General features: G+C 71.0%; 21 protein-coding genes. 8 read left to right on the top strand and 13 right to left on the bottom strand.

Annotated elements, in window-relative coordinates; translation table 11 throughout:
- Nucleotides 1–10: 10 nt before the first annotated feature.
- Nucleotides 11–1288: an MFS transporter gene (locus H4W31_RS35990; protein WP_192770680.1), complete on the bottom strand. Its 1278-nt coding sequence runs from the start codon at nucleotides 1286–1288 to the stop codon at nucleotides 11–13.
- A 246-nt stretch (nucleotides 1289–1534) separates the two neighbouring features.
- Between H4W31_RS35990 and H4W31_RS35995 the strand changes: the two genes are divergently transcribed.
- Nucleotides 1535–3370, top strand: coding sequence for a S8 family serine peptidase (locus H4W31_RS35995; protein ID WP_192770681.1), 1836 nt, complete (start codon nucleotides 1535–1537; stop codon nucleotides 3368–3370).
- An 87-nt stretch (nucleotides 3371–3457) separates the two neighbouring features.
- Here H4W31_RS35995 and H4W31_RS44585 read toward each other — a convergent pair whose 3' ends face one another.
- The 9 genes from H4W31_RS44585 to H4W31_RS36040 form a co-directional block, all read right to left on the bottom strand.
- Nucleotides 3458–4048, bottom strand: a complete 591-nt coding sequence (locus tag H4W31_RS44585; protein ID WP_192770682.1) for a TlpA family protein disulfide reductase — start codon at nucleotides 4046–4048, stop codon at nucleotides 3458–3460.
- The gene (locus tag H4W31_RS36005; protein WP_192770683.1) at nucleotides 4045–4485 is read right to left on the bottom strand and encodes a hypothetical protein; all 441 of its coding nucleotides are present in this window, start codon (nucleotides 4483–4485) and stop codon (nucleotides 4045–4047) included. The genes H4W31_RS44585 and H4W31_RS36005 overlap by 4 nt, the downstream gene beginning before the upstream one ends.
- Before the next feature lie 85 nt (nucleotides 4486–4570).
- The gene (locus tag H4W31_RS36010; protein ID WP_192770684.1) at nucleotides 4571–6616 is read right to left on the bottom strand and encodes a M6 family metalloprotease domain-containing protein; all 2046 of its coding nucleotides are present in this window, start codon (nucleotides 6614–6616) and stop codon (nucleotides 4571–4573) included.
- A gap of 186 nt (nucleotides 6617–6802) precedes the next feature.
- Nucleotides 6803–7807 (bottom strand): proline racemase family protein, encoded by a 1005-nt coding sequence (locus H4W31_RS36015; protein ID WP_192770685.1) that lies wholly within the window; start codon nucleotides 7805–7807, stop codon nucleotides 6803–6805.
- The gene (locus tag H4W31_RS36020; RefSeq protein WP_192770686.1) at nucleotides 7800–8696 is read right to left on the bottom strand and encodes a dihydrodipicolinate synthase family protein; all 897 of its coding nucleotides are present in this window, start codon (nucleotides 8694–8696) and stop codon (nucleotides 7800–7802) included. Before H4W31_RS36020 ends, H4W31_RS36015 begins: the two co-directional genes overlap by 8 nt.
- Nucleotides 8693–10207: an FAD/NAD(P)-dependent oxidoreductase gene (locus tag H4W31_RS36025; protein ID WP_192770687.1), complete on the bottom strand. Its 1515-nt coding sequence runs from the start codon at nucleotides 10205–10207 to the stop codon at nucleotides 8693–8695. Before H4W31_RS36025 ends, H4W31_RS36020 begins: the two co-directional genes overlap by 4 nt.
- Nucleotides 10204–10500, bottom strand: a complete 297-nt coding sequence (locus tag H4W31_RS36030; RefSeq protein ID WP_192770688.1) for a (2Fe-2S)-binding protein — start codon at nucleotides 10498–10500, stop codon at nucleotides 10204–10206. The genes H4W31_RS36025 and H4W31_RS36030 overlap by 4 nt, the downstream gene beginning before the upstream one ends.
- Complete coding sequence (locus H4W31_RS36035; RefSeq protein ID WP_192770689.1) at nucleotides 10487–11668, bottom strand: NAD(P)/FAD-dependent oxidoreductase; 1182 nt, start codon at nucleotides 11666–11668, stop codon at nucleotides 10487–10489. Before H4W31_RS36035 ends, H4W31_RS36030 begins: the two co-directional genes overlap by 14 nt.
- A gap of 74 nt (nucleotides 11669–11742) precedes the next feature.
- Entirely contained in the window at nucleotides 11743–13776 is a 2034-nt protein-coding gene (locus tag H4W31_RS36040) for a metallopeptidase domain-containing protein (protein WP_225945862.1), read from the bottom strand.
- 249 nt (nucleotides 13777–14025) lie between these two features.
- On the opposite strand from H4W31_RS36040, the gene H4W31_RS36045 reads away from it, so the two are divergent.
- The gene (locus H4W31_RS36045) at nucleotides 14026–15258 is read left to right on the top strand and encodes a PucR family transcriptional regulator (RefSeq protein WP_192770690.1); all 1233 of its coding nucleotides are present in this window, start codon (nucleotides 14026–14028) and stop codon (nucleotides 15256–15258) included.
- A gap of 12 nt (nucleotides 15259–15270) precedes the next feature.
- On the opposite strand, the gene H4W31_RS36050 is transcribed toward H4W31_RS36045, so the two are convergent.
- Nucleotides 15271–15987, bottom strand: a complete 717-nt coding sequence (locus H4W31_RS36050; RefSeq protein ID WP_192770691.1) for a hypothetical protein — start codon at nucleotides 15985–15987, stop codon at nucleotides 15271–15273.
- A gap of 225 nt (nucleotides 15988–16212) precedes the next feature.
- Here H4W31_RS36050 and H4W31_RS36055 point away from each other — a divergent pair, with 225 nt between their 5' ends.
- Together H4W31_RS36055 and H4W31_RS36060 are read left to right on the top strand one after the other, a co-directional pair.
- Nucleotides 16213–16731 (top strand): hypothetical protein, encoded by a 519-nt coding sequence (locus H4W31_RS36055; RefSeq protein WP_192770692.1) that lies wholly within the window; start codon nucleotides 16213–16215, stop codon nucleotides 16729–16731.
- A 291-nt stretch (nucleotides 16732–17022) separates the two neighbouring features.
- Nucleotides 17023–17868, top strand: coding sequence for a carbohydrate ABC transporter permease (locus tag H4W31_RS36060; RefSeq protein ID WP_225945863.1), 846 nt, complete (start codon nucleotides 17023–17025; stop codon nucleotides 17866–17868).
- A 14-nt stretch (nucleotides 17869–17882) separates the two neighbouring features.
- Here H4W31_RS36060 and H4W31_RS36065 read toward each other — a convergent pair whose 3' ends face one another.
- Nucleotides 17883–19091: an RNA-guided endonuclease InsQ/TnpB family protein gene (locus tag H4W31_RS36065; protein WP_318783604.1), complete on the bottom strand. Its 1209-nt coding sequence runs from the start codon at nucleotides 19089–19091 to the stop codon at nucleotides 17883–17885.
- Between the two features lie 155 nt (nucleotides 19092–19246).
- Between H4W31_RS36065 and H4W31_RS36070 the strand changes: the two genes are divergently transcribed.
- The 3 genes from H4W31_RS36070 (at nucleotide 19247) to H4W31_RS36080 (ending at nucleotide 22829) form a co-directional block, all read left to right on the top strand.
- Nucleotides 19247–20077: a carbohydrate ABC transporter permease gene (locus tag H4W31_RS36070; protein ID WP_192770695.1), complete on the top strand. Its 831-nt coding sequence runs from the start codon at nucleotides 19247–19249 to the stop codon at nucleotides 20075–20077.
- A gap of 41 nt (nucleotides 20078–20118) precedes the next feature.
- Entirely contained in the window at nucleotides 20119–21522 is a 1404-nt protein-coding gene (locus H4W31_RS36075; RefSeq protein WP_192770696.1) for an ABC transporter substrate-binding protein, read from the top strand.
- 122 nt (nucleotides 21523–21644) lie between these two features.
- On the top strand, nucleotides 21645–22829 hold the full coding sequence (locus H4W31_RS36080; protein WP_192770697.1) for a cytochrome P450: 1185 nt from the start codon (nucleotides 21645–21647) through the stop codon (nucleotides 22827–22829).
- A gap of 96 nt (nucleotides 22830–22925) precedes the next feature.
- On the opposite strand, the gene H4W31_RS36085 is transcribed toward H4W31_RS36080, so the two are convergent.
- A complete protein-coding gene (locus tag H4W31_RS36085; protein WP_192770698.1) occupies nucleotides 22926–24338 on the bottom strand; it encodes a helix-turn-helix domain-containing protein in 1413 nt (470 codons plus the stop codon).
- Between the two features lie 659 nt (nucleotides 24339–24997).
- Here H4W31_RS36085 and H4W31_RS36090 point away from each other — a divergent pair.
- The gene (locus H4W31_RS36090) at nucleotides 24998–25504 is read left to right on the top strand and encodes a hypothetical protein (protein ID WP_192770699.1); all 507 of its coding nucleotides are present in this window, start codon (nucleotides 24998–25000) and stop codon (nucleotides 25502–25504) included.
- The last annotated feature ends 41 nt before the right edge of the window (nucleotides 25505–25545 follow it).

Below are 25545 nucleotides of genomic sequence, written 5' to 3' on the forward strand. Positions count from 1 at the left end.
GCGGATCGGGTCAGGCCGCCGTCCCGACGGTGGTGGCGGACGCGGACGGCTGCTCGGTGGGCAGCTCACGGGTGGTCCGCAGCGCGGAGCAGAAGGTCGGCAGGAAGCTCAGGGTCATCCCCACGGCACCGATCCAGAGCGTGGTGGTGGCGCCGAACCACGCGCCGGTGGCCCCGCCGAGCAACCCGCCCAGGGGCATCCCACCCCACTGCACGAAGCGGAACGTGGCGCTCATCCGGCCGAGCATCGGATCGGGCGTCACGGACTGCTGGACACCGGCCTGGGCGACCAGGCGGATCACGCCGCCCAGCGAGAGGGTCAGCAGGCCGCCGGTCGCGACCAGGACGCTCCATCCCGGGCCGGCCAGCGGCATCAGGGCGGCCAGCGGGCAGGTCAGCAGCGGTGCCAGCCAGATCGCGGGCCCCGGCCCGATCCGGGTGAGAACGCGACGCGCGACCAGCGCGCCGAGGAGCCCGCCACAGCCCATCGCCGACAGCACCGCGCCGATCCCGAACGGTCCCAGCTGGATCTCCCGGGCCAGGAACACCAGCAGCATGGCCTGGTACATGATCAGGAACAGCCCGAAGACGCCGTCGGCTAGCACGATCGGCCGGAGCAGCGGATGCCCGAACACGAACCTCAGGCCGGCCGATATCTCCCGGACCAGCGAACGTTCCGGCTGCGGCGCGACCGGGGCCTCGCGGCCGCGGATCCGTCCCACGAACAGCGCCGACAGCGCCATCCCGAGTGCACTCGCCGACAGCGCGACAGGCGCGCCCAGCAGGCCCACCAGCGGGCCGGTCAGTCCCGGCCCACTGACGCTGACCGCCGAACGCACCGAGGCCAGCTTGGCGTTCCCCTCGGTCAGTCTGGCCCGGCCGACCAGGTGCGGCAGGTAGCTGACGTACGCGACGTCGAAGAAGACCGTCAGCACACCGTGGGTCAGCGCCACCAGGAGCAGCAGCCACATCGTGAGGACGTCGGCCCACCAGGCGAGCGGTACGGCCAGGATCGTCGCGGCCCGCAACAGATCGGTGTGGATCAGCACCGACCGCTTCCGGAGCCGGTCGACCCAGGCTCCCGCGGGCAGCCCGATCAGCAACGAACCGGCGGTCGTCGCGGCGCTGAGCAGGCCCACCTCGAACTCGCCGACGTCCAGCGCGACGATCGCCACCAGGGGCAGCGCGAGGAAGATGACCCGGTCCCCGAGCTGACTCGTCGCGGTGGCGGCGAACAGGCGACGGAAGTCGGGGTCGCGTAACAGGCCGAGCCGGTCGGCCAGCGGCATCGTGGCTCCCCCGGAGGTAGGCGACGGCGGTCCGGGAAGCCTAACCGGGCCACTCCCGTCCGAACCGCCCCCGAATGCCGACCGGCGGCTCCGCCCAGCCGAATCGGCGCCGAAAACATTTCGTACAACAGAAGTAGATTCAGGTCTGCCGATCTCCCAACACCTGCCGATAGACCGCCTTCACTGCCGTAAGTAGCTTCCTCAATGCACCCCCAGGCCCTGATCCCGCTACGCCGGAGGTTCGGCATGCCAAAACGTCTGACATCCCTGCTCGCGCTGGGATCACTGGTCACGACCAGCTGCGTCATCGGCGCGACTCCGGCGTGGGCCGGGTCCGGATCCGGGCCGGCCGCCCCGGTCAGGGTCCGGCTGGACGCCCCCGACACCCCGAACCTCGCCGGACCCGGGCAGCTGGCGGTGACGGTCTTCAGCACCCCGGAGCTGGACGCCACCGGACTCGACCCGGCCAGCGTACGGCTCGGTCGGGGTGACGGGGGCGATCCCGGGCGGGGCGTCGACGTGGCCCGATGGGTCGGCGGAGCCGTCCTCACCGGGGTGACCGACGTCGACTCCGACGGGCGCGACGACCTCCGGTTGTACTTCGACAAGGAGGCCCTCCGCGCGGGCGGCCACCTCGGCGCCACCAGCACCGAACTGGCCATCTCCGGCCGGCTGCGCGACGGTCGCCCGGTCGGTGGATCGGACGCCGTCGCCCCGCAGGTCGTACTCGAGGTCAAGTTCTCCGAGGCGTCCGTCGTACGCGGCGCCGACGGCAACCTGCGCAGCGACCGGGGCCGGGACCTGACCGGGGTACGCGCGGTGCTGAACCGGTACGACGCCGTCGAACTCGCTCCGCTGCTGCCGGAACAGTCCGGTGCGCAGCTGGCCCGGCTCACCTCGATGGCGGCGTCCCGGTCCGGGCGGCCGGCGCCGGACATGGCCTCCTGGTACCACCTCACCCTGCCGGCCGGGGCGGACCCCGCCGCGGTCCTGAAGGACCTGCACGCCCTTCCCGAGGTCGCCTGGGCCTACCCGGCGCCCGAACCGGCCCCGCCACCCGCCGCCCCCGCGACCCCCGACTTCACCTCGATGCAGGGCTACCAGCGGCCCGCGCCGCAGGGCGTCGACGCGGACTTCGCCCGACAGGACCCACGGGCACGGGGTGCCGGAGTCCGCATCGTCGACCTGGAGTACGACTGGAACCCCTTCCACGAGGACCTCCAGCTCGACTGGTCCAGCGACCTCGGCGGCACCCAGTACCCCCGGAACACGAGCTTCGCCGACGAGCACGGTACGGCGGTCTTCGGCGAACTGGTGGCCGAGGAGAACGCGTACGGGGTGACCGGCGGCGTACCGGACGCGTCGATGTTCGGCATCTCCCCGATGCAGCGGCAGAGCAGTGGCCAGGCGAGCTACCGCCCGGCGGCGGCGATGACGTACGTCGGCCAGTTCCTCAGCCCCGGTGACGCGGTGCTGATCGAGCAGCAGACGGTGGGCCCGAACGGCGGCACCCGGTACGTCCCCGCGGAGTGGACCCAGTCGGTGTTCGACGCGACGAGGCTGCTCACCCAGCTCGGCGTGGTGGTGGTCGCCACCGGGGGCAACGGGGGCGAGAACCTCGACGCCCCGGAGTTCCAGGGTCGGTTCGACCGGACGGTACGGGACTCCGGCGCGATCGTCGTCGGCGCCGGTTCGAGCACCAACCGGTCCCGGCTGAACTTCTCCGTCTACGGGTCCCGGGTGGACGTACAGGGCTGGGGGCAGAACATCACCACCACCGGCAGCAACGGCAACCTCCAGGGCGGAACCAGCGCGGCGAACCGCGACATCCGGTACACCCGGTCGTTCGGCGGCACCTCCGGCGCCGGGCCGATCGTCACCGGCGCGGTGGTGGCGGTCCAGTCCTACCTGAAGGCGACCGGCCGACCGGTCTGGACCGCCGCACAGCTCAGCAGCCTGCTGAAGTCGACCGGTACGCCGCAGGGCGGCGACGTCGGCCAGCGCATCGGGCCACTGCCGGACATCCGGGCGGCACTACAGAGCGTCGGCTCCGCTGCGCCCACCACCGCCGGAACCCGCTGACCACGACAGCCGACCGGGCCCGGTGACGGTGGACAACCCCGAGCACCGGGCCTGGTCGGCGTCGATGTGTGCGGCGGCGGACCGAGGTCAGGAGGCGAGCACCAGCTCGCGGAGCGTCCCGTCCAGGGTGGCGGCGTCCACGCCACCCGGCCAGCCACGCAGCAGCGCGCCGCCCTTGGCGACCAGCACCACGGCCGGTGGCTCGCGGACGGCGTACGACCGCCAGATGGCGCCGGTGTCGTCCAGCACGACCGGGTACTCGACCCGGTGCTCGCGCAGGTACGCCTGCACGCCGTCCGGCTCGTCCTCGCCGGCCACGCCGACGAAGACCACCTTGTCGCGGTAGCCCCGAGCCAGCTCGCTGAACGCGGCCTGCCGCTGTCCGCAGGTCGTACACCAGGAACTGAAGAAGGTGAGCACGACCGGGCGGTCGGCCCACAGGTCGGCCACCGCGAGCGCGCTGCCGTCGGTGAGGGTGCCGGTGACCTTGGGCGCGACCGGCGAGTCGGTGGGGGTCGGCCGCAGCGCGAGATCACCCGGCACCGGTCCGGGCAGGGCGGCGGCCCCACCGGCCACCGCCGGCGCCGGACCGGAATCGTCGCCGTCCGAGGTGCAGCCGCCGGCGGCGAGCGCCACGGCCACGGCGACCGCGACGACGAGGGGCAGCGTCCGCCTCACGACGGCACCACGGCGACCAGCGCCGGCCCCTCGCTGGTGTCCTCGGTCAGGTCGATCGGCTTGCGGTCGTCCACGACCAGCCGGTACGCGTCCCGGCGGGTCACGGTGACCGGGATGGCGAACTCGCAGAACGTCGGAATGCGCTCCACTTCCAGGTCCTCCTCGAAGGTGCGGACCGACTTGCCGGGCGGCAGTACGCCCTCGGCCAGCGTCGCGCCGCCCGCGTCCACCACCCGGTACGGCGCCTTGTTGTGGAAGTAGGTGTAGGGGCCGGTGCCGGCGCAGTCGACGCCCTCGGGCCGGATGTTGATGTCCCGGACCAGCACCCGGACCGTCATCGCGGAGCGGGGCTCGTCATCGTCGCCGCAGCCGGCGAGCACACCGGACAGCAGCAGCGGCAGCAGTGCCGCCAGGCCACCGTAACGCGAGCGCCGCACGTGTCCTCCGGGGGATGGTCGGGGCGAGGGTACGCCCGAGGGGCGGTGAACCGCACACCGCCCCTCGGGCATCACTACGGGTGGGTCAGGACCTCTCGACCCGGCACTGCTTGGTCACGGTCTTGGTCGGGTCGCTCTCCGACGTCGCGGTGAGCTTGACGATCCCCGCCTGGGTGGCGGAGGGGGTCGCGCCGACCGACACCCGGACCGTGGTGGAGCGGCCGAACTGGGCGCTGGCGAGCGCGTTCGGCACCTCCACCCGCCAGCCCTTGCCGGCCACCGAGGCCGACAGCCGGTACACGTCGGACTTGAGGTAGCTGGTCACGTCCTCCGGGTGCCGCTGGCCGCCGGCCGCGTACGCGCCGGTGTTGGTCAGCTCGAAGGAGCAGGTCACGCCCCGGGCCGTCGGCCGGCTCGCGGTGGTCACCTCGCCGCCGGACATCGCCACGCCGTGGCTGCTCGAACCGCCGTCACCGTCGAGCGACCGGACCGCCACCGTGTACGACAGCACCCCGTCGGCGTTCCGCTTCAGGTCGAGTACGTAGAAGTGCAGCTTGTTGGCCTGGTCGACGTACTCGTACTCGCTGCCGGAGCGGGTGCCGGCGTGGAACAGCGCGTCGGAGAGCTGCCGGTAGTCCCCCATGGTGATCTTCTGCGGGGTGCCGTTCGGCTGGTAGAAGTCGACCATGTCGATGTCCTGCGGGTTGGCGTCGACCACCCAGACGAACGGGGCACTGTCGGCGTTCTTCGTCTTGGACACCAGCACGCCGCTGTCCGGGGTGAACGAGTCCGCCCCCATCCGGTCCACGGTCTCGACGGTGTAGTTGTTGTAGTTGCCGCCGTCGCAGAGCGGATCGGTGCTGGTGTTACAGGTCGGCGAGAGGTCCCGGTTCATCGCGATGTTGATCCCGGTGAGCCCCTTCGGACCGGCGTCGACCGCCCGCGCGGTCAGCGTCGCGACGACCATACCGGAGGTGGCCAGCGCCTCCCGGGAGAGCCGCAGCAGGTGTTCCTCACCGAGCAGGCCGATCTTCACCTTGTCCCGGACGGTGTGCAGCGAGCCCATCGAGCCGCCGTTCACCGGTGGGATCTGCCAACGGGTGTGCGGCCCGCCGGGCCCGTTGAACGAGCCGCGCGACATCATGCTCCAGATGCCGGTGTAGGCCCGGCGCAGCGGTTCGCCGTACGGGTTGTTGTAGTTGTCGCCGATGCTCAGCAGGTGGCTCAGCTCGTGGGCGTACACGCCCATGCCGGAACTCTCCGCCTGGGTCGACGAGCCACCGCCCGCGTTCGGCCAGATGGTCGAGGCGGCCTTCCAGGAGGTCCAGTCGACGTATCGGGTACTCGCGTAGTTCGGCAGGGTCGGGTCCGGCGGGCCCCACGCGTCCGGCACGTCCTCCTTGGTCTGGAACATCATCTGGCCGAACTCCTGCCAGGTGGACGACTCGTCCTGCCCGGCGGAGAGGATGAAGACCAGCTCGAAGGAGTTGGCCACCTCCTCGCCGACCGCCGCCCGCCAGGCGCCGAGGCCGTCGGTGCGGATGTTCTTGGCGCACTGCTCACCGCTCGGGCAGGCACCCGGGTTGAAGCCGTTGTCGATGCCGTACTGGTAGGACTTGGCGGGCATCTCGTACGGCCCGAACCCGGCCAGGTCCACGCCGTACCGGCCGTTCGAGTCCTGCATCCAGTACTCGTGCAGGGTGTGGCCCTTGTTCAGGTCGTTGGGCTTGTTCAGGAAGTCGGTGTAGAACCCGGCGACCTGGTCCCGGGGGATGTTCGCGGCGGTCGACTGCGGGTTGCCGAAGACCGTCGAGCGGGCCCGCTGGCTCACCACGAACGGCTGGTCCGGATAGTCGAGCGTGACCAGCGCGATCTTGAAGTCGCGGACCGAACCGGAGACGGCCGGGTCGGCCCAGTTCGTCTTCGGCACGGCGACGTAGTCGTCCCAGGTCATGGTGTCCGGGTTCTGCCAGGACTGCGGGTCCAGCACCTCGAAGGGGCCGGTACCGCCGCTGGGGTTGCCGGGCGCGGCGGTGGCCGGTGTCGCGGCTGCGGAGGCGACCAGCGCCGTCACCACCGCGGCAACCAGCATCGAGCGCCGGGCCGTACGTCTGGAGGACAGTAGGTGCATGCGGTCACCTCTCGTGCTCGGTCGGAGATGGCATCCGGCGGCGCACCCGAAAGGCGCTGGTCAACCGTGATCATGCCGAACGCGAATCTATGAGCCGGGGCTCCCGACGGTCACTGTGCAGATGTCGGTAGGTGGATCGGCCACTTGCGACACGTGCAGGAGTGACCGCCGGACGAACGGCGTCGGTCAGATCCGGAAACCCTCGGGGAACGGATCCTCGGGGTCGAGCAGGTACTGCGCGGTGCCGGTGATCCAGGCCCGGCCGGTCACCGTGGGTATCACGGCCGGCAGGTCGCCGACCGTCGTGGTCTCCACCAGCCGGCCGGTGAACCGGGTCCCGATCACGGACTCGTTGACGAACGGCATCCCCAGGCCCAGCGTGCCGCGGGCGTGCCGCTGGGCCATCCGGGCGGAGGTGCCGGTACCGCACGGCGAGCGGTCCACCCAGCCGGGATGGATGACCACCGCGTTGCGGGCGTCCGCACCGTCCGTGCCGTCCTGGACGATCTGCACGTGCCGACAGTCGTCGATGGCGGGGATCGTCGGATGTCGGGGCGCCGCCTGCTCGTTGATCGCATCCATGATCCGAAGTCCGCGCCGGATGAGTTCGGGCACGGCCGCCGGCTCCACCGGCAGTCCCAGGTCCACGGCGTCCACTATGGCGTAGAAGTTGCCGCCGAACGCCATGTCGTACCGGATCGTGCCGATCTCGCCGCCCACCTCCACCTTCCGGTCCGCGGCGAGCAGGAACGAGGGCACGTTACGGATGGTCACCGCGGTGGCCCGGCCGTCCCGCACCGCGACCTCCACCGTCACCAGTCCGGCCGGGGTGTCCAGCCGGATCGTGGTGACCGGCTCGACGACCGGCACCATCCCGGTCTCGACCAGCACCGTGGCCACCCCGATCGACCCGTGCCCGCACATCGGCAGGCAGCCGGAGACCTCGATGAACAGCACGCCGTAGTCGGCGTCCGGCCGGGTCGGCGGTTGCAGGATCGCGCCGGACATCGCCGAGTGTCCGCGCGGCTCGGACATCAGCAGCCGGCGCAGGCCGTCCCGGTCCCGTTCGAAGAGCAGCTTCCGCTCCAGCATGGTGGCGCCGGGCAGCGTACCGACGCCGCCGGTGATGACCCGGGTGGGCATCCCCTCGGTGTGCGAGTCGACGGCGTGCAGGACCAGCCGGCTACGCATCGGCGTGGGCCTTCAGCGCCCGTTCCATGTCCTTGGTCACCTGGGTCCGCGCCGGGGCCGGCAACGTTCCGCGCGGTGGCCGGCACGGTCCGCCGTACCGGCCGGCCAACTCCATGCCCAGCTTGATCGCCTGGACGAACTCCGGTCGGGAGTCCCAGCCGAAGATGGGATGCAGCTCGGCGTAGAGCGGCAGGGCCGCCGCCAGGTCGCGGGCCCGGCACAGCTCGTAGAGGCGTACGGAGAGCCGGGGCAGCGCGTTCGGGAACCCGGCTATCCACCCGGTCGCACCGCAGACCACCAGTTCCAGCAGTACGTCGTCCGCCCCGGCCAGTACGTCCAGGTGCGGGGCGAGGTCCCGGATCCGGTGCAGCCGGCGGACGTCCCCGCTGAACTCCTTGACGGCCACCACACCGTCGGTCTCGGCGACCGCCGCGAGCAGTTCGGGGGTCAGGTCCACCTTGGTGTCGAACGGGTTGTTGTACGCCACCACCGGCAGCCCGACCCCGGCCACCTCCCGGTAGTGCGCCAGGACGTCGGCGTGCTGGGCCGCGTAGGTGTTCGGCGGCAGTGCCAGTACCGCGTGGGCACCGACGCTCTGCGCCTGTTCGGCCCACTGCCGGGACTGGCGGCTGCCGTACCCGCCCACGCCGGGCACCACGGAGAAGCCCGGCGGCGCCGCCTGTACGGTGGCCCGGACCACGTCGGCGCGCTCGGCGTCGGAGAGGTTCTGGTACTCCCCCAGTGATCCGCACGGAGTCACCCCGTGGCAGCCCTCGTCGGCCAACCACTGCACGTGCTCCTGGAGCCGGTCGAAGTCGACCGAGAGGTCATCGCGGAACGGCGTGGGAATCGCGACCACGACGCCCTGCCACGGTTTGCGAGCTGTCACTGGGGTGTTCCTCTCTCGGCGACGGTACCCAGCGGTACCGGCAGCACAATCTGACGGTTGGCGAAGCCTTCGAGCGGCTGCTCCCGGCCGGACGCGGCGGCGAGCAGGCAGGCGGCGGCCCGGCCACAGACCCGGCCCTGGCACAGTCCCATGCCGATCCGGGTGACCAGTTTCAGCGCGCGGACGTCGTCCAGCCCGTACGCGGCCACGTCGGCGCGCAGCCGGCCGGCGGTGACCTCCTCGCAGCGGCACACCACGGTGTCGTCGGTGAGCCAGCCGGTCCAGCCGGCCGGCACCGGGTGCGCCTCGTGCAGGGCGGCGGCGAAGCGCCGCTGCCGGACCGCCCGACGGGCGACCGGCGCGGCGGCCCGGGCCAGTCCGGCGTCGTCCAGCAGCCCGAGCCGGTGCGCGGCGGCGAGTCCGGCCAGCCGCCCCTCGCTGATCGCCAGGTCGGCGCCGCCCACCCCGGTCGCCTCGCCGGCCACCAGAACTCCCGGCACGCTGCTGCGGCCCCACTGGTCCACCTCGACCACCAGGCTGCCGTCGGCCGGATCGACCCGGGTGGCACAGCCCAGCGCGACGGCCAGCTCGACCGACGGCGTGAAGCCGTGACCCACGCAGACGGCGTCCACCGGCACGGTCCGGGTCACCGCACCCGCTGCCCAGTCCGGGTCCACCTGGCTGACCGTGGCGCGCAGCCCGTCGTCGTACTCCCGCACCTCGGTGACCGCCTGGCCGCGCCAGACCGGCACGCCGAGCCGGCGCAGCGCGCCGAGGTAGCGGGCCGCCTCCACCAGCTTGCCCGGGGTCGCGGCGACCGCGCGGGGGTGCCGGGCCCATCGCCGCAGCGGCGCGGCCTCGACCACCGCCGCCACCCGCGCGCCGGCCCGGGCCAGCCCGACGGCGACGGTGAGCAGGAACGGTCCGGTGCCGGCCACCAGCACCCGCCGGCCCACCAGGACGCCCTGTCCCTTGGCCAGCGCCTGGGCGGCCCCGGCGGTGACCACACCTGGCAGGTCCCAGCCGGGGAACGGGACCACCCGGTCGTGCCCGCCGGGCGCCAGCACCAGCGCCGGGGCGGTCAGGGTCGCCGGGCCGTCCGGGCCGATCAGCCGCAGCGTCATCCCGCCCGGACCGCCGTCCCCGGCGTCGACCGGCCGGCCTCCCCCGGCGTCGCCGGCCGGCCTCCCGTTGGCCGCCGACGCGCCGGCGGCGGCAGGATTCCCGTCCGCCGACCCGTCCTCGACGGAGGTCGACCAGACCTGGTGCCGGGTGCGGAAGGTGATCCGGGGGTGCGCCAGGGCCGCCCGCAGCAGCCCGTCCGCCCGGCGGGAGTGCGCCGTCGCCGGTACGCCGGCCACGGTCGGCTGGCGCAGGTACTGCCCCCCGGGACGCTGGCCCAGGTCGACGACGACGACCGTGGCACCGGCGTCCGCCGCCGCGACCGCCGCGGCGAGGCCGGCCGGGCCGGCACCGACCACGGCCAGCGGAGCCGCTCCGGTGGCGCTCACGGCGTGACCTCCCCGGCTCCGCGCTGGGTGTCGACCGTGTCGCCGGGTGCGGCCGGGCGCAGGCAGGCCCGCACCCCGGGTTCACCGTTGCACACCACCAGGCAGTCGAAACAGATCCCGATGCCGCAGAAGACGCCACGGGGCCGGTCGGCGAACCGGGTCCGCCGGGTCGTCCGCCGCCCGGCGGCCAGCAACGCCGCCGCCACCGTCTGACCGGCGCGCACCGGTACCGGATCACCGTCGACGGTGATGGTGAACTCGGCCGGGCCGGTGCCGGCCTCAGGCGGCGGCACGGGCGTTCTCCTGCGCGGCGGCGAACCGGAGCGGCGCGAAGGGGCGCAGGTCCAGATCCGGGGTCTCGCCCACGATGGCCTGGGCGACCAGCCGGCCCGTGGCCGGCGCCAGCCCGATACCGGCACCCTCGTGCCCGTGCGCGTGCACCAGGCCGGGAGCGCGCGGGTCGGGCCCGATCACCGGCAGGTGGTCCGGGGAGAACGGCCGGAAGCCGTGGTAGACCCGCATCACCCGGACCCGGGCCAGCACCGGGAAGAGTCGTACCGCGCCCCGGGCCAGTTGGCGTACCGTGTCGGGGTTGGGCCGCCGGTCGAAGTCGACCAGTTCCCGGGAGGCGCCGATCAGGATGGTGCCGGCCGGCGTCCCCTCGACCACCGTGGAGGTCTGTAGCGTGGCGTCTCCGCTGGCGACGTTGTCCAGGTAGTCGGCGGAGTAGACCTTGTGCCGGACCAGCGGCGGGACCGGTTCGGTGACCAGGATGAAGCCCCGGCGCGGGGCGACCGGGACGGCGGCACCGGCCGACCCACCCAGCCGACCGGCCCAGGCACCGGCGGCGTTGACCACGTGTCCGGCGGCCACCGGGCCGGCGCCGGTGTCCACCCCGACCACCCGGCCGGCGCCGCTGCGGCGCAGGGCGGTGACCTCGGTACGCAACCGGACCTCGGCGCCGTGGTCCCGGGCCGCCGCCAGCAGCGCCGCGGCGGCCCGGGCCGGCATGACCTGCATGTCCTGCGGATAGAACACGCCGCCGGCCAGCTGCGGGGTGATGGCCGGCTCGTACCCGCGCACCCCGGCCGGATCCAGCGGTTCCACCACCACTCCCGCCTCGGCCTGCGCGGTCGCGGTCGCGCGCAGCCCGGCCAGCCCGGCCGGGGTCTCGGTGACGATGAGCCCGCCCTTGCGTTCCAGTTCGATGTCCCCGTACCGGCCGTCGAGTTCGGCCTCCCAGCGTTGCCAGAGCCCGTTGCTCAGCAACGCCAGCTCCAGTTCCGGGCCGGGCGGCTTGTCCGACACCAGCAGGTTCCCCTCGCCGGAACCGGTGGCACCGGCGACCAGGCCGGCCCGTTCCAGTACGACCACGCTCAGGCCGCGCCGGGCGCAGGCGTACGCGCACGCCGCACCGACGATGCCGGCGCCGACGACCGCCACGTCGAAGCTGCCTGCCATGACGCCCCTCCCCCGGCTGGCTGGACCGCCCCGGCCCCGTCGGAGCGCGGGCGCGGCCCAGCCGGTTCGTTCCGTTACCTGTCGACCCGGCAGGTCGCAGTCGCCGTCCTGCTCGGATCGCTCTCCGACCTGGCGGTCAGGGTGATCCGGCCACTCGCCGTCGACGAGCCGCTGGCCGTGGCCACCGCCTTCACCGGAACCGACCTGCCGAACGCCGCACTGGTCAGTTCGGTCGGCAGCACCACGGTCCAGCCCCGGCCGTTGACGGCGGCGGAGAGCCGGTAGACGTCCGACTTCAAATACGCGGAGACGTCCTCGGGGTGCGCCTGGCCGCCGGCCGAGTACCGGCCGGTGTTGGTGAGGGTGAAGGTGCAGGTCGCACCGGCACCCGTCGGGTTGCCGGTGGGGCCGCCCGCAGGCTGGGCCACCGCGACGCCCCGCTGCGACGGACCGGCCCCGTCCAGGTGCCGGACCCCGAGGGTGTACGACAGCAGCCCCGCCGCGTCGACCGACCGGTCGAGTACGTAGAAGTGCAGCCGGTTCGCCTCGTCGACGTACTCGTCCTCGCTGCCCGAGCGGGTGCCGGCGTGGAACAGCGCGTCGTTGAGCTGCCGGTAGTCGGCGACGGTCCGCTTCACCGGAGTGCCGTCCGGCTTGTAGTAGTCGACCATGTCGATGTCCTGCGGGTTGGCGTCGACGACCCAGGTGAAGCAGGTGTAGCCGCAGGTGCTGGTCTCGGCGGTCTTGTTCTTGGCGATCAGTACGCCGTTGTCCGGGGTGAACGAGTCCGCCCCGATCCGCTGCACGGTCTCCAGGCTGTAGAAGTCGTACGCCGGACTGCCGGGACAGAGCGGGTCGGCGTTGATGTCACAGGCCGGGGTCAGGTCCCGGTCCATCCCGATCCGTACGCCCTGCACGTCCCGGGCACCGGGCACCGCCGAGCGGGCCTTGACCGTGATCACGGCGAGCCCGGTGGTCCGCAGTGCCTCCCGGGACAGCCGTACGACCTGCGCCTCGTCGATGTGGCCGAGTTTCAGCTTGCTCCGCAGCGTCTGCCCGGCCGGCATCGCGGCCCCCTGGCTGGCCGGCACCACCCACCGGTTGTGCGGGCCACCCGGACCGTTGAACGAGCCCCGGTCCATCACGTCCCAGGTGCCCGACCCCACCCGCCGGTACGGCGACACGTACGGATTGTTGTTGTTGTCCGCGATCCCGAAGGTGTGCGCGATCTCGTGCGTGATGGTGCCGGAGCTCTCGCCCTGCCGCATGCTCGACGAGCCCCAGAGCTGGGCGCCGGCCTTCCAGGAGGTCCAGTCGACGTAGCGGGACCGGACCCAGTTGGGCAGGTTCGGATCGGGCGGGCCCCAGGCGTCCGGTACGTCCTCCCGGGTCTGGAACATCATCTCGCCGAACTCCTGCCAGACCGACGTCTCGTCGTAGCCGGCGTACACCCGCAGGACCAGGTCGAACCGGCTGCGGACGTCGGCGCCCTCGGCGGCCTGCCACAGCGCGTCCACGTCGCGGTCCAGGTTGCCGTCGCAGGTGTGCCCGGCCGGGCAGCCCGCCCGCTCCTGCCCGATGTCGTTGAGGCCGTACTCGAACTGGGGCCGGGGCAGCCGGTAGGGACCGAACGGGGTGAACTCCACCCCGACCCGCCCGTTGGTCTGCTCCATCCAGTACTCGTGCACGGTGTGGCCGTGGTTGAGCGCGCTGGGGGTGCCCCAGAAGTCGGCGTAGAACTTGGCCACGTCCGCCCGGGCGACCGGGGCGACCTGCGGGTTGCGGAACGGATCCGAGGCACGGGGCTGGGTGATGACGAACGGCTGGTCCGGGTTGTCGGCGGCGACCAGGGCGATTCTCAGCTTCCGCTGGCTGGGCTGCCGGGCCGGGTCGGCCCAGTTGCCGCCCGGCACCGCCCGGTAGTCGTCCCAGGTCATGGTCTCCTGGTCCTGCCAGTACTGCGGGTCGACCGGACCCAGCGGGCCGGCGGCCGGCCCGGCCTGGACGGATGCGGTTCCCGGCCCGGTCAGCAGGGCGGTCGCCGCGAGGGCCGCGACGCAGGTGACGTACGCCCTGCGGAGCTGGTTTCTGCGGATGAGGCGGCGCAACGCATCTCCTTCGGTCGGAGCCGGCGATACCGCAGCACGGTACGGACGGCGCCGGGCCGGAGTCTTCGAACAAGTGCAGAAAGCCCGGTCGCCGGATCAGGACTCCTGTTGGGACTTGCCTCGCACGTTGCGCGGAACCCTTGCGCGGGTGGCCCGGCCCGTCAGAGGGTAAGGACCGGCGGTCGGCGTGGATTCGACAACCCGGCGGGGCTCGATGCCGCCGACGGGCCATGACGGTCAGGGGACGGCATGCACGCGGAGTTGCAACGCATCGTCGACGCGGTCGCGACCCGGGTCGGCCGGCCGGCCCTGATCGAGGACCGTCGGCAGCGGGTGGTCGTCTACAGCGAGCACACCGGGCTGATGGACGACGTACGCCGGACCTCGATCCTGCGTCGGCACACGACGCCGGAGGTCATCTCGTGGTTCCGCGACGCGGGCATCATGAAGGCGCGCGACCCGATCCGCACGCCGGCCTGCCCGGAGCTGGATCTGCTGCCCCGGCTCTGTGTGCCGATCTTCCACCACGACCTGCTGCTCGGCTTCGTCTGGTTCATCGACGCCGACGGCGGTATGACGGACACCGACATCGAGGTCGTCACCCGGGCGACCGGGGAGCTGTCGCTGGCGCTCTACCGGGAGAACCTGCTCGGGGAACTGGCCTCGCAACGCGAGGCGGAGGCGGCCCGGACCCTGCTGGTCGACAGCGCGGAGACCCGCAACGAGGTGGTCCGCTCACTGCTCGCCGACGGTGTGGTGGCGAGCGACCGGCCGGCTACGGCACTGGTGGCCCAGCTCGTTCCGACCCGGGGGCAGGTGCTGGACGAGGTCGCCCGGATCGCGCTGGAGCAGGTGCTGGTGGCGACCCGGCGGTGGATCGGCGTACGGGAGGCACTGCATCTGATCCGCCACGACCAGGGTGTACTGCTGATCTGCGGCGGCCAGGTCGCCGGGCGCCCGTCCACCGAGGCCGCCGCCAAGTATCTGAGCGAGGCGCTGCACAACGCGACCCGGAACCTGACCTCGGTGGCCCGGGTGGTGGTCGGCGTCGGCGAGCCCCGGCCCCGGCTCGCGGACGCCGTGCACTCCTACGACGAGGCGCTCCAGTCCGCCCGGGTGGCGGTGCAGCTGCCCGCGCTGGGCCGGATCATCTCGTGGGCGAACCTCGGGATCTACCGGATGCTGTCCCGGATGGACGACCAGCACCTCGACCTGGCCGGGGTCCATCCGGGCCTGGAGCGGCTGCTCCGCGAGGACGCCAACCAGGTGCTGCTGGAGACCCTGGAGACGTACCTGGACCTGGCCGGGAACGCGCACGCCACCGCAGAGCAGTTGCGGCTGCACCGGACCACGCTCTACTACCGGCTGCACCGGGTGGAGCAACTCGCCGAGACCGACCTCAAGGACGGCAACGAACGGCTCTGCCTGCACCTGGCGTTGAAGCTGGGTCGCCTCACCGGGCACTACCGGCCGGGACACTGAGGCGGTCGGGACCTATCCCGCGGCGGTACCACCGCCACGTCGGGTCCGCAGCCGGCGGTAGCCGGTGACGAGCCCGAGGCCCACGACGGCCACGGCCAGTAGCGCGACGCCGACCAGCACGGCCCGGCGGGACGTCGGACCCGGCGGCGCGGCCAACGAGCGGGCGGCGGGTTCGACGGCCGGAGCCGGCCCGTTGTCGAGCGGTGCCGAGCCGACCACCTCGGCGAACGGGTCCCGGTCGGCGTCGACCGGAACGGCCGGTGGCCGGATCGCGCCGGGCCAGTACTTCTCGGTCTCCGCCGACTGCATCGGTGCCGGGACCCCGAGCACCGACATCCTGCCGGGGACGGTGAGGGTGCCGACCCGGTAGTCGGCGAACCGGCCCTGGACGCCGACCACCGTCCAGGCACCCGGACTCGGCACCGCGACGGCGGCCGCGTAGTGCGCCGGTTCGGGCAGCGCCACCGCCGGGAACGACACCGAGGCACCCCGCTCGTCGACCAACCGCAGCGCGACCGCACCGAGATCGCCCTCGAAGGGGTGGAAGCCGTGCTGGAGCACCCAGAGCCCGATCGTGTAGCCCCGGCCCGGCTCCAGGCGGTCCGGCAGCGGGTCCAGCACGGTGACCGCCCAGTTGCCCGCCTGGGCGGGCGCCGGGGCCAGGAACGGTACGCCGATCAGCCCGACCATCGTCGCGGCCACGGCGGCGAGCAGGCGCTCGGTACGCATCGTCGACCACCTCCACCCGGAAGGAGTCGCCGGCCCGCTGTCGGGTTCCATCCGGCCGCCGCCAACCCTTCGGGTACGCCCGCAGGCCAGCAGCTGCGGGTTGTCGCTTCCCACACGTGTCGGCAGATGCGGTGCCGGATAGGAGACAGCCGGATGCCCGCTTCCGCAAATAGAATCGACAACCATCATCAGGCCGCGTAGCGGATGAACACGGAGGACACGGCTGTGGAAGCACAACGAGAGGGTTACTCGGGCGGCATCGTCGCCGTCGCCAGTGACGACACGTTCGCGCACACGTACCCGGATCTGCGGACCATGCGGGAAGACCCGATCATGGGCCCGGACAGTCACCACCGGAACGATCTGGAATTCTTCGACGTCAATGGCCGGCGGCTGCTGCCGGTGTTCGGCCCGACCCGCAAACTGACCGAGTTGCGGGAAGCGGCCGGAGATCCCGATCCGGGGCTGCTCCAGCGCAGACTGGCCGCGGTGGTCCGGCACGCCGAGAACCACCTGAGGGCGCACCCCGAGTTGACCGAGCCGTTCGGCCTGACCGTGGAGGCCGCCATCGCCACGCTGCCGCGCCCCGAGACGGAGGACCTGGCGGAGACGCTCGCCGCCTTCCCGCACCAGGACCGGCCGCAGGTCCCGGCCGCCTGGTGGCAACCGCGCACCCTCGTACACGCGCACGCGGGCAACTGGTTCCACAACGCCCTGCACGCGGCCGGCTGGACGCACCCCTGATCTTCGGTCCGGGCTTCCGGCCGGGATCCGCTGGGCCGATCGGTGACCTCCAATGTCGACGGCGACAGGCAGATTTCGCTGATCACGACCATCATGATCCTCGGCCGGGGGCAGGACGACCGTAGCGGCGAATGACAAGATCGAGTCACGACGATGTCGCTGGACCGGGTCCGTTGGTAATGTGCGGCCGTGTCTCCCCCGCTGGCCGTAGAGCCTTCTCGGACCGGAGCGGTCGCAGGTCTCCCACCGCCCACGGGTGGCCGGCCACGGCGTGAAGGCGGCCTCTCCTGGTTGCTGCTGCTGCCCTCGGTGGTGGTGTTCGCCCTGTTCATCTTCTGGCCGCTAGCCCGCACCTTCTATCTGTCCACCCACGGCAACGACATCTTCGGGGCGCCGAGCAGCTACGTCGGCGTCGACCACTACACCGAGATGTTGACCGGTGAGTTCGGCAGGATCCTCGGCACCACCGCACTGTTCACGCTGATCAGCGTGCTGCCCGCCGTGCTCGGCGCGCTCGTGGTGGTGCTGCTGCTGGAGGCGAGGCTGCGGGGCGTACGGCTGCTGCGTACCGCCTTCGCCCTGCCGTTCGCGTTCTCCGTGGCCACCGCGTCGGTGGTCTTCGCGGTCATCTACAACCCGGCGATCGGGATCGCGAACGGGCTGCTCGGAGCGGTCGGAATCGACCGGGTCAACTGGCTCACCGACCCCTCGATCGCGCTGCCCGCCGTCGGCCTGGCCACGGTCTGGATGAACCTCGGCTACAACGTCCTGGTGCTCTCCGCCGGAGTGGCGGCCATCCCGCCCGAGGTGATCGAGGCGGCCCGGCTCGACGGTGCCACCGGGTGGCGACTGGCCACCGGCATCACCATCCCGCTGCTCTCGCCGCAGCTGTTCTTCCTCGTCGTGGTCTCCACCATCCACGCGTTGCAGAGCTTCGGTCAGATCCACATCCTGACCAAGGGAGGCCCGGACGACGCGACCACCACGCTGGTCTACTCGATCTACGAGCGGGCCTTCGCCTTCGGTTCGTCGGACTTCGGCGGAGCGAGCGCCCAGGCGGTGGTGCTACTGGTGATCATGCTGATCTGTACGGCGGTCCAGTTCGGCGTCCTGGAACGGCGGGTGCACTACCGTTGACATCCTCCACTGCCCTAATGGGCGGGGATTCCCTTGGTCGCCCTTGGGGTTTCCTGCTTCGACGCCGACTGCCTCGTCCGGGCGTCCGCCCGTTGAGGTCTTACACCGGCTCCACAGGCCGTGACGGAGAGCCCCTCCGCCAGAATGTTGCGGGCCGCGTTGACGTCGCGGTCGTGGACGGCGCCGCATCGGCAGGTCCACGTCCGCACGTCCAGCGGCATCCGCTGCGCGAGAACACCACACGTCGAGCACAGCTTCGACGACGGGAACCAACGGTCCACGACGACCAGGTCCCGGCCGTACCAGTCGGCTTTGTATTCGAGCATGGTGCGGAACTGCCGCCAGGCCGCGTCGCTGATCGCACGGGCCAGCGCGTGGTTTTTCACCATGTTACGGACGGTCAGGTCCTCGATCACGATCGTTTGGTTGTCACGAACGAGTCGAGTGGTCAGTTTGTGCAGGTGGTCCCGACGCCGGTCGGTGATCCGCGCGTGGATCCGGGCCACCCTCAACCGGGCCCTGGCCCGATTCACCGACCCCTTCTCCTTACGTGCGAGTTGACGCTGGGCGCGGGCCAGAGCGGACCCGTCGGCGCGTTCGTGGCGCGGGTTGGTGACCTTCTCACCGGTACTCAACGTCAGCAGGCTGTCAAGCCCGGCGTCCACCCCAACAGCCGTGTTGACGGCCGGGACCGGTTCGATCACATCGTCGCAGAGCAGGGACACGAACCAGCGTCCGGCCGCGTCCTGCGACACCGTCACCGTGGACGGCGACGCACCCTCAGGCAACGGCCGCGACCACACGATGTCCAACGGCTCGGCCATCTTCGCCAGAGTCAGCCGGCCATCGCGGCAACGGAACCCGCTGGTGGTGTACTCCGCCGACTTCCGCGACCTCTTCCTGGACTTGAAACTCGGGTACCGGGCCCGCTTGGCGAAGAAGTTGACGAACGCCCCTTGCAGGTGCCGCAGCGCCTGCTGCAACGGCACCGACGACACCTCGTTGAGGAACGCCAGTTCCTCGGTCCTCTTCCACCCGGTGAGCATCGCACTGGTCGCGTTGTAGCTGATCCGTTCCCGCCGCAGGACCCACGCCTCGGTACGGGCCTGCAGCGCCAGGTTGTAGACCCTCCGGACGCACCCGAACGTACACGACAGCTCCGCTGCCTGCGCCTCGGTCGGGTAGAAACGGTACCTGAACGCCCGCTTCACGGTCCTGGACACGGCCCACACCGTAGCGAACCAGCTAGCAAGCCCTACGGCGGCGCGCGGATGGACGCCTGTCCGCCTTGGCGGCGGACCGGCTATCCCTGCCCTGCCCCGCAGGAGTTCCGTTTCCTCTCCGGCCTGAAGGCCGGAGTATCCACGGAAGGAATCCAATGAGACGACCACAGGCGGGCCGGGTCGTCGTCTACGTCGTACTCGGGCTGGCCCTGATCCCGGTGCTGTTCCCGGTCTACTACGCCTTCGCCGGTGCGGTGATGGGCCCGGGTGACCTGGCCAGCTATCCGCCGTCGCTGGTGCCGAGCGCGCTGCGCTGGGAGAACTTCGGCGACGTGTTCCGGTCCGTGCCGCTGGGCCGGTTCTACGTCAACTCCGCCGTCCAGGCCGGCGTGATCACCCTCGCCCAGGTGGTGACCAGCATCCTCGCCGCGTACGCCTTCGCGTTCCTCCGGATGCCGGCGAAGGCGGCGACCTTCGGTCTCTTCCTGGCCACCCTGATGGTGCCGTGGGAAGCCATCATCATCCCCAACTACCTGGCCATCTCCGACTGGGGACTGACCCGGGGCGGGCTGACCTATCTCGGGCTGGTCCTGCCGTTCCTCGCCTCGGCGTTCGGCACCTTCCTGCTGCGCCAGGCGTTCCTCCAGTTCCCGGCGGAGTTGCGGGACGCGGCGGTGATCGACGGCTGTGGCCACTGGCGGCTGCTGTGGCGGGTGATCGTGCCGCTGTCCAAGCCGTCGATCGCCGCGGTCGGGGTCTACGTCTTCCTCTCCGCGTGGAACCAGTACTTCTGGCCGCTGATCCTGATCCGGGATGCCGACTACCAGACCCTGCAGATCGGAATCTCGCAGCTCAACGACGCCGAGGCGGCCCAACCGGGTCTCGTGCTGGCCGGCGTCGCCCTCTCGCTGCTGCCCACCCTCGCCGTCGTGCTCTTCGGCCAGCGGTACATCGTCCGTGGACTCACGGCGGGGGCACTGCGGTGAACCCAGCCCAAGGACCGTCGAATCTCTCAAAAGGAGTAGCAATGGCATCTTCGCGGTTACGCCGGACGGGTACGCTCGCCCTGGCCCTGATCGCCGCCACCGCCCTGGTCGGCGGGTGCGGCTCCGACGACGGCGCCTCGTCCGACGCCCTCGACGCGCCCGGCGCGGAGGTGCTCGACTCCGCCGACGGCAAGACGACCGTCGAGTTCTGGCACGCGATGAAGGGCGCGAACGCCGCCGCCGTCGACAAGCTGGTCGCCGACTTCAACGCCCAGAGCGGCGGCAAGGTCGAGGTCAAGCCGGTCTTCCAGGGCAGCTACGACGAGACGATCGCCAAGTACAAGGCGTCGGTGCAGCAGAAGAGCACCCCGGCGCTGGTCCAGGTCTACGACATCGGCAGCCGGTTCATGGTCGACTCCCAGCAGGTCGTCCCGATGCACGAGTTCATCGCCAAGGACGGCTTCAACACCGCCGACATCGAGCCGAACATCGCCAGCTACTACTCGGTCGAGGGCAAGCTCTGGTCGATGCCGTTCAACTCGTCCACGCCGCTGCTCTATCTGAACAAGGAGGCCTTCGAGCGGGTCGGCCTCGACCCGGCCAAGCCGCCGAGGACGCTCGCCGAGATCGGCGACCTGGCGAAGCGGCTGACCGTCAAGGACAGCGGCGGCAAGACCACCCAGTACGGCTTCGGCGCGGCCATCTACGGCTGGCTGCTGGAGCAGTTGCTCGCCACCGACGGCAAGGAGTACTGCGACAACGGCAACGGGCGCGACAAGCTGGCGACGAAGGTCCAGTTCGACCAGGCCACCGGCGTGCAGGTGGCGCAGTGGTGGGCGGACCTCGTCCGGAACGGGTACGCGACGAACACCGGTCGCAAGACCGACGACGCCCAGGCGGCGTTCAAGGCCGGTACGGTCGCGATGCACCTCGAGTCCACCAGCGTGCTGCGCGGGTACGTCGACGCCGCGAAGGGCAGGTTCACCGTTCTCACCGCGCCGTACCCGAAGGCGACCGACGCCTCCGCCGGTGGACCGATCATCGGTGGCGCCTCCCTCTGGATCAACGGCGTGGGTCACAGCGCCGCCGAGAAGCGGGGCGCCTGGGAGTTCGTGAAGTTCGCCTCCGGCGCGGCCCAGCAGGCGCAGTGGCACACCGGTACCGGCTACGTGCCGATCAACCCGAAGGCCCTGGAGGAGCAGATCGACAAGGACTGGGTCGCGCAGTACCCGCAGTTCCGTACGGCCGTCGACCAGTTGCACGCGCTGCCGCCGTCGGTCGCGTCCGCCGGCTGCCTGCTGGGCACGATGCCGCAGGCGCGTAAGGCGTCCGAGGACGGGTTGGAGGCGGCCATCGTCGGCGCCAAGCCGGCCGAGCAGGCGATGAAGGACGCGGCGGCGAGTGTCCAGCCGGAGATCGACAGCTACAACAAGTCGGTCGGCTGAGGTCCGGGCCGGAGTCGGCCGACGGGTCGGCTCCGGCCCTTTAACATTGCAGTCGTATTGACATATCCCCGCGGCGCTTTTACATTGCAGTCGTATTGCAAGCGCTGTGGGAAGGACCCGTCATGACGACCACCACCCCGACACTGCCGTTCGAGCAGCCGAATCCGATGGCACCGCCACCGGCGCACGCCGAACTGCGCGAGACCGCGCCGGTGACCCGGGTACTGACCCCCGACGGGCAGCACGCCTGGCTCGTCACGTCGTACGCCCTGGTCAGCCGGGTACTCGCCGACCCGCGCATCGGCGTCGCCCCGGCCGGTACGCCGCTTGCCGGCAACGACACCCTGTTCCAGGACGGCCCCGCACACGGCCGGCTGCGCCGACTGGTCGCGAAGGTCTTCACCGCCCGGCGGATCGCCACCCTGCGACCGGCCGTCGAACGGCACGCCGCCGAACGCGTCGCGGCCCTCGCCGCCACCGGCCCGCCGGCCGACCTCGTCGACCTCCTCGCCGCACCCCTGTCGATCACCGTGATCGGGGAGCTGCTCGGCATCGCCGCCGAGGAGCGCGAGCCCTTCCGGCGCTGGGCCGACGCCGCGTTCATGGTGAACACCACCGGCCCGGACGGCGGATTCGACCCGGCCGCGATGGAACAGGCCTGGCGAGGGCTCTACGCGTACGTGGGTGAGCTGATCGCCGCCAAGCGAGGCGCACTCGCCGACGACCTGCTCAGCGACCTGATCGCGGTACGCGACAGCGACGACGGGCGGTTGGACGACGGCGAACTCGTCGGGATGGCCGCCACCCTCGTCTCCGCCGGCTACCTCAGTTCCAGCAACGCGATCTCGGTCGGCGCGATCCAGCTCGTCACCAGCGGCCGGCTGCCGGACCTCGCCGCCGACCCGGGACGCGTCGAGGCGTACGTCGAGGAACTGCTCCGCCGGCAGGCCGGGCTCACCGGCGAGGCCATGCCGCGCTGGGCCCACGAGGAGGTCGACCTGGACGGGGTACGCGTCGAGGCCGGCGACATGGTCCTGGTCCGGCTCTCCGCCGCGAACCGTGACCCGGTCCGGTTCGCCGACCCGGACCGGTTCGACCCCGACCGGCGGCCCAACCCCCACCTCGCGTTCGGACACGGTGTCCACCACTGTCTCGGTGCCGCGCTCGCCCGGATCGAGGTCGGCGCCGCCCTGCTCGCCCTGTCCCGGGAGTTGCCCGACCTGCGGCTCGCCCGGCCGGTTGAGGAGATCCGGTGGAGCGAGGGCCAGGTGGACGTCGGACCGGTCGCGGTGCCGGTCACCTGGTAACCATGCTAGGCGGGACAGGCGGCACCAGCCGTGGCCGTCAACCCGAGCGCTGCGTAAGGGTGGGCTGGTCGGATGGTTTCGCTGGTCAAGCGAGGTTCAGTGTGCCCCGATCTTCAGCATGGTCAGGAACGCCCGAGGTGTCCGGAGAAGGTATCCCCGCCACCACACAATGCGGGTGAAGACCCAGAGCCCGAGCGATCCGACGACGGCGACGAGCAAGGACATCCCGTACGGCCGCGCGAGGTCCGGTACGAGAAACGCCACGGCCGCGACCCACAGCAGGATGGTGCTGATGAGGGCGAGGAACACGACCCCGTTCTCGAAGCGGACCATCCGCGGATCGTCGTACACCTGCCGGACCTTCCCGGTGCCGGGCGACATCCGCTGGATCCACCGGTTGGGCGAACCGACGGCCGCCACGGCCATCGGTCCCCAGAAGAGGAACACGACGATCAGCTCCACGAGTTGTCGGGACGAATCGCCACCGGGTCCGTCTGCCGACGCGCTTCCGATCAGCGACGTGGCGAGGACGACCACGATCACGGTCAGCGGTACCAGAAGGAGGGTCTTGACGAACCGCATGAGCCCGATGCGGAGCAGCAGGATGTGCTTGGCAAGTGACAGCTCGATCTTGGCGGTCTCCTCAAGGAGGGTACGCGGCGCGCTCACCGAGAGGCGGAAGGCGTACCCGAGACGACTTTCGTCGCCCAACGGCGTCCGGTCGTCCAGCCGAAAGATCTGCTGCATGCGGGTGTCGAAGCGGCGGCGCCATTCGTCGTCCGCCGGTAGCAGGACGCCGAGCAGGTCCATCCGCTTGGTAGCGAGCTTCTCGTAGGCCGACATCGGCATCTCCGCCGACGGCGCCAGCATGCCCGGCAGGCCGAGGCGCGGATTGAAGACGGCATTCTTCGCGGTGGAGTCGTCGTCGGCTCCGAGGTCAAACCGGTGCCCGGCGAAGAAGAAGCCGATGAGATCCGAAATGATCAGGATGAAGCCCCACATCGGCACCCCGAAAACGATCACCATCGCAAGGCCGAGGAAGACCGCGGCGACCGGCGCATCCTCCTGGATCCGCAACAGCGTGGCCAGGAGGCCTGCGGGCGCGTCCGGAAAGAACAGCGGGAGGAGCAACATGAGCGCGGCGCCGCCGAGCAGGCAGGCGGCGGTACGGTGCAACGTCGACATGCGGATCTCGGCACGGATGAGAAACGGGTGCAGCGTCTTGGCGATCTGTCTCGCCTCGTCCTCGGTGAAGCCGCCCGCCTCCGGCCCTCGGCGGCAGCGCTCGTGGACCGCCCGCAGGTCGCCGCTCGCTCCCAGTTGGAGCCCGAGCTCGGCGACGTCCTGGTCCTTGGGCACCGTTCGGGCATTGATGATGTTGGAGACCTTCGACTCCGCCCACCCGAGCGCCTCGGCGAGCTCCTTCTGGTTCATACCGCGCTGGTCGATCAGCTTCTTCACCGCATGACCAAACGGCTGCCAGGCCGGCTGGGACTCCTTGCTGGACAAGACCCGTGCTCCTCTCGGGACATCCGGTTGTCCCCCGTCGTCGCGATTCGTCCCACGGGGTCGAGGTTTGAACTGCCCAGCGAATCGCTCGAACCGCTGAATCCCGGCCCAGACAACGAGGTGGCTTGCGCGACGCCGCATTACGTTTTGGTGACTTCCTGGTGACACACCGAAGTGTGGTCGAGGTCACCGTCTTCCGAAAGTGGCCGTTCGTTCCGCACGTCCTGTTTGTCTAGTCGGCACAACACCCCGGTCCGGTGATGGTTTCCAGACTCTTGCCGGTCACTATCCGGGGATGCGTCGCACTTTGCCCCCATTCCCCGCAGGCCACGGCGGGATGCGGGCTTCCCGAAACTGTCGCCTGCCCGACTCGAATTCGCTCGAATTGCGCGGCCGGTCGTCTGTGGACGACCTGTCATCGCCAACCGGTGCATCGGTCGACCAGGAATCCGCTGGTGAGAGCCTCGAACCGGCTTCGCCGCCGCGACCGAAGAGCGCGAAACGGCTTGGAGTTCAATTCCGAGTGGTTCGTCCGGTCCGACGTGGCTACGTTTCGGCTGCCGGCATTGACACGCCGGGCCAGAAAAGACAGGAGGTCGGGTCCGTCTGCAGCGAACCCGACCTCGCCACACCTCAGCCACGTCGAAAGGGGGCACGAGGTGCGCACCAAGAGTACGTCTCAGGAGCAGTACTGGTACATACCAATCCCGCTGCCGCTGTCGGTGTTCGGACGCAATGGCGCGGAGCCGGTCTACTTCAAGATCCGGCTACGCCGCCCCAGTCTCCACTGGATCCTCTTCTTCATCGCGACGGCCAACATTGCCCGGACGGCCACAACCAAGGGGCACCTGAGCCAGGAGGCCGCTCTCATGGCCCTTCTCGGCTGCGTCCTCGGCGCCGGAATCGTTGCCAAACTGGTCGTCAGGCTTCCCGATGGAGAACGGACGCCGCGAGGGCTCACGGGACTGCTCGGTACGATCGGATTCGTCTACACGACCCTCTCGTTCGCCACGGGTGACCACCTGACCATGCAGCTGGTGGCCGTGGGCGGCGTCGTACTGATCACCATCGTGGGCGAGGTCGGCTATCGGATCTCACAGCGTCGGAGCCGAGCCCAATCCTCGCTGGCCGACGAGGCGGCGCGGGAGCGGCAGGAGGCGGCCTGAGGACGACAGAGCCGGTGCTACGGGCCAGAGACAACTTGCCT

The organism is Plantactinospora soyae (assembly GCF_014874095.1).
GTDB classification, from domain to species: domain Bacteria; phylum Actinomycetota; class Actinomycetes; order Mycobacteriales; family Micromonosporaceae; genus Plantactinospora; species Plantactinospora soyae.

Coding starts and splice junctions, on each gene's coding strand:
- H4W31_RS36075 (WP_192770696.1), top strand. CDS start 20,119: ATGGCATCTTCGCGGTTACGCCGGACGGGTACGCTCGCCCTGGCCCTG.
- H4W31_RS36050 (WP_192770691.1), bottom strand. CDS start 15,987: ATGCGTACCGAGCGCCTGCTCGCCGCCGTGGCCGCGACGATGGTCGGG.
- H4W31_RS35990 (WP_192770680.1), bottom strand. CDS start 1,288: ATGCCGCTGGCCGACCGGCTCGGCCTGTTACGCGACCCCGACTTCCGT.
- H4W31_RS36080 (WP_192770697.1), top strand. CDS start 21,645: ATGACGACCACCACCCCGACACTGCCGTTCGAGCAGCCGAATCCGATG.
- H4W31_RS36045 (WP_192770690.1), top strand. CDS start 14,026: ATGCACGCGGAGTTGCAACGCATCGTCGACGCGGTCGCGACCCGGGTC.
- H4W31_RS36035 (WP_192770689.1), bottom strand. CDS start 11,668: ATGGCAGGCAGCTTCGACGTGGCGGTCGTCGGCGCCGGCATCGTCGGT.
- H4W31_RS36015 (WP_192770685.1), bottom strand. CDS start 7,807: ATGCGTAGCCGGCTGGTCCTGCACGCCGTCGACTCGCACACCGAGGGG.
- H4W31_RS36010 (WP_192770684.1), bottom strand. CDS start 6,616: ATGCACCTACTGTCCTCCAGACGTACGGCCCGGCGCTCGATGCTGGTT.
- H4W31_RS36070 (WP_192770695.1), top strand. CDS start 19,247: ATGAGACGACCACAGGCGGGCCGGGTCGTCGTCTACGTCGTACTCGGG.
- H4W31_RS35995 (WP_192770681.1), top strand. CDS start 1,535: ATGCCAAAACGTCTGACATCCCTGCTCGCGCTGGGATCACTGGTCACG.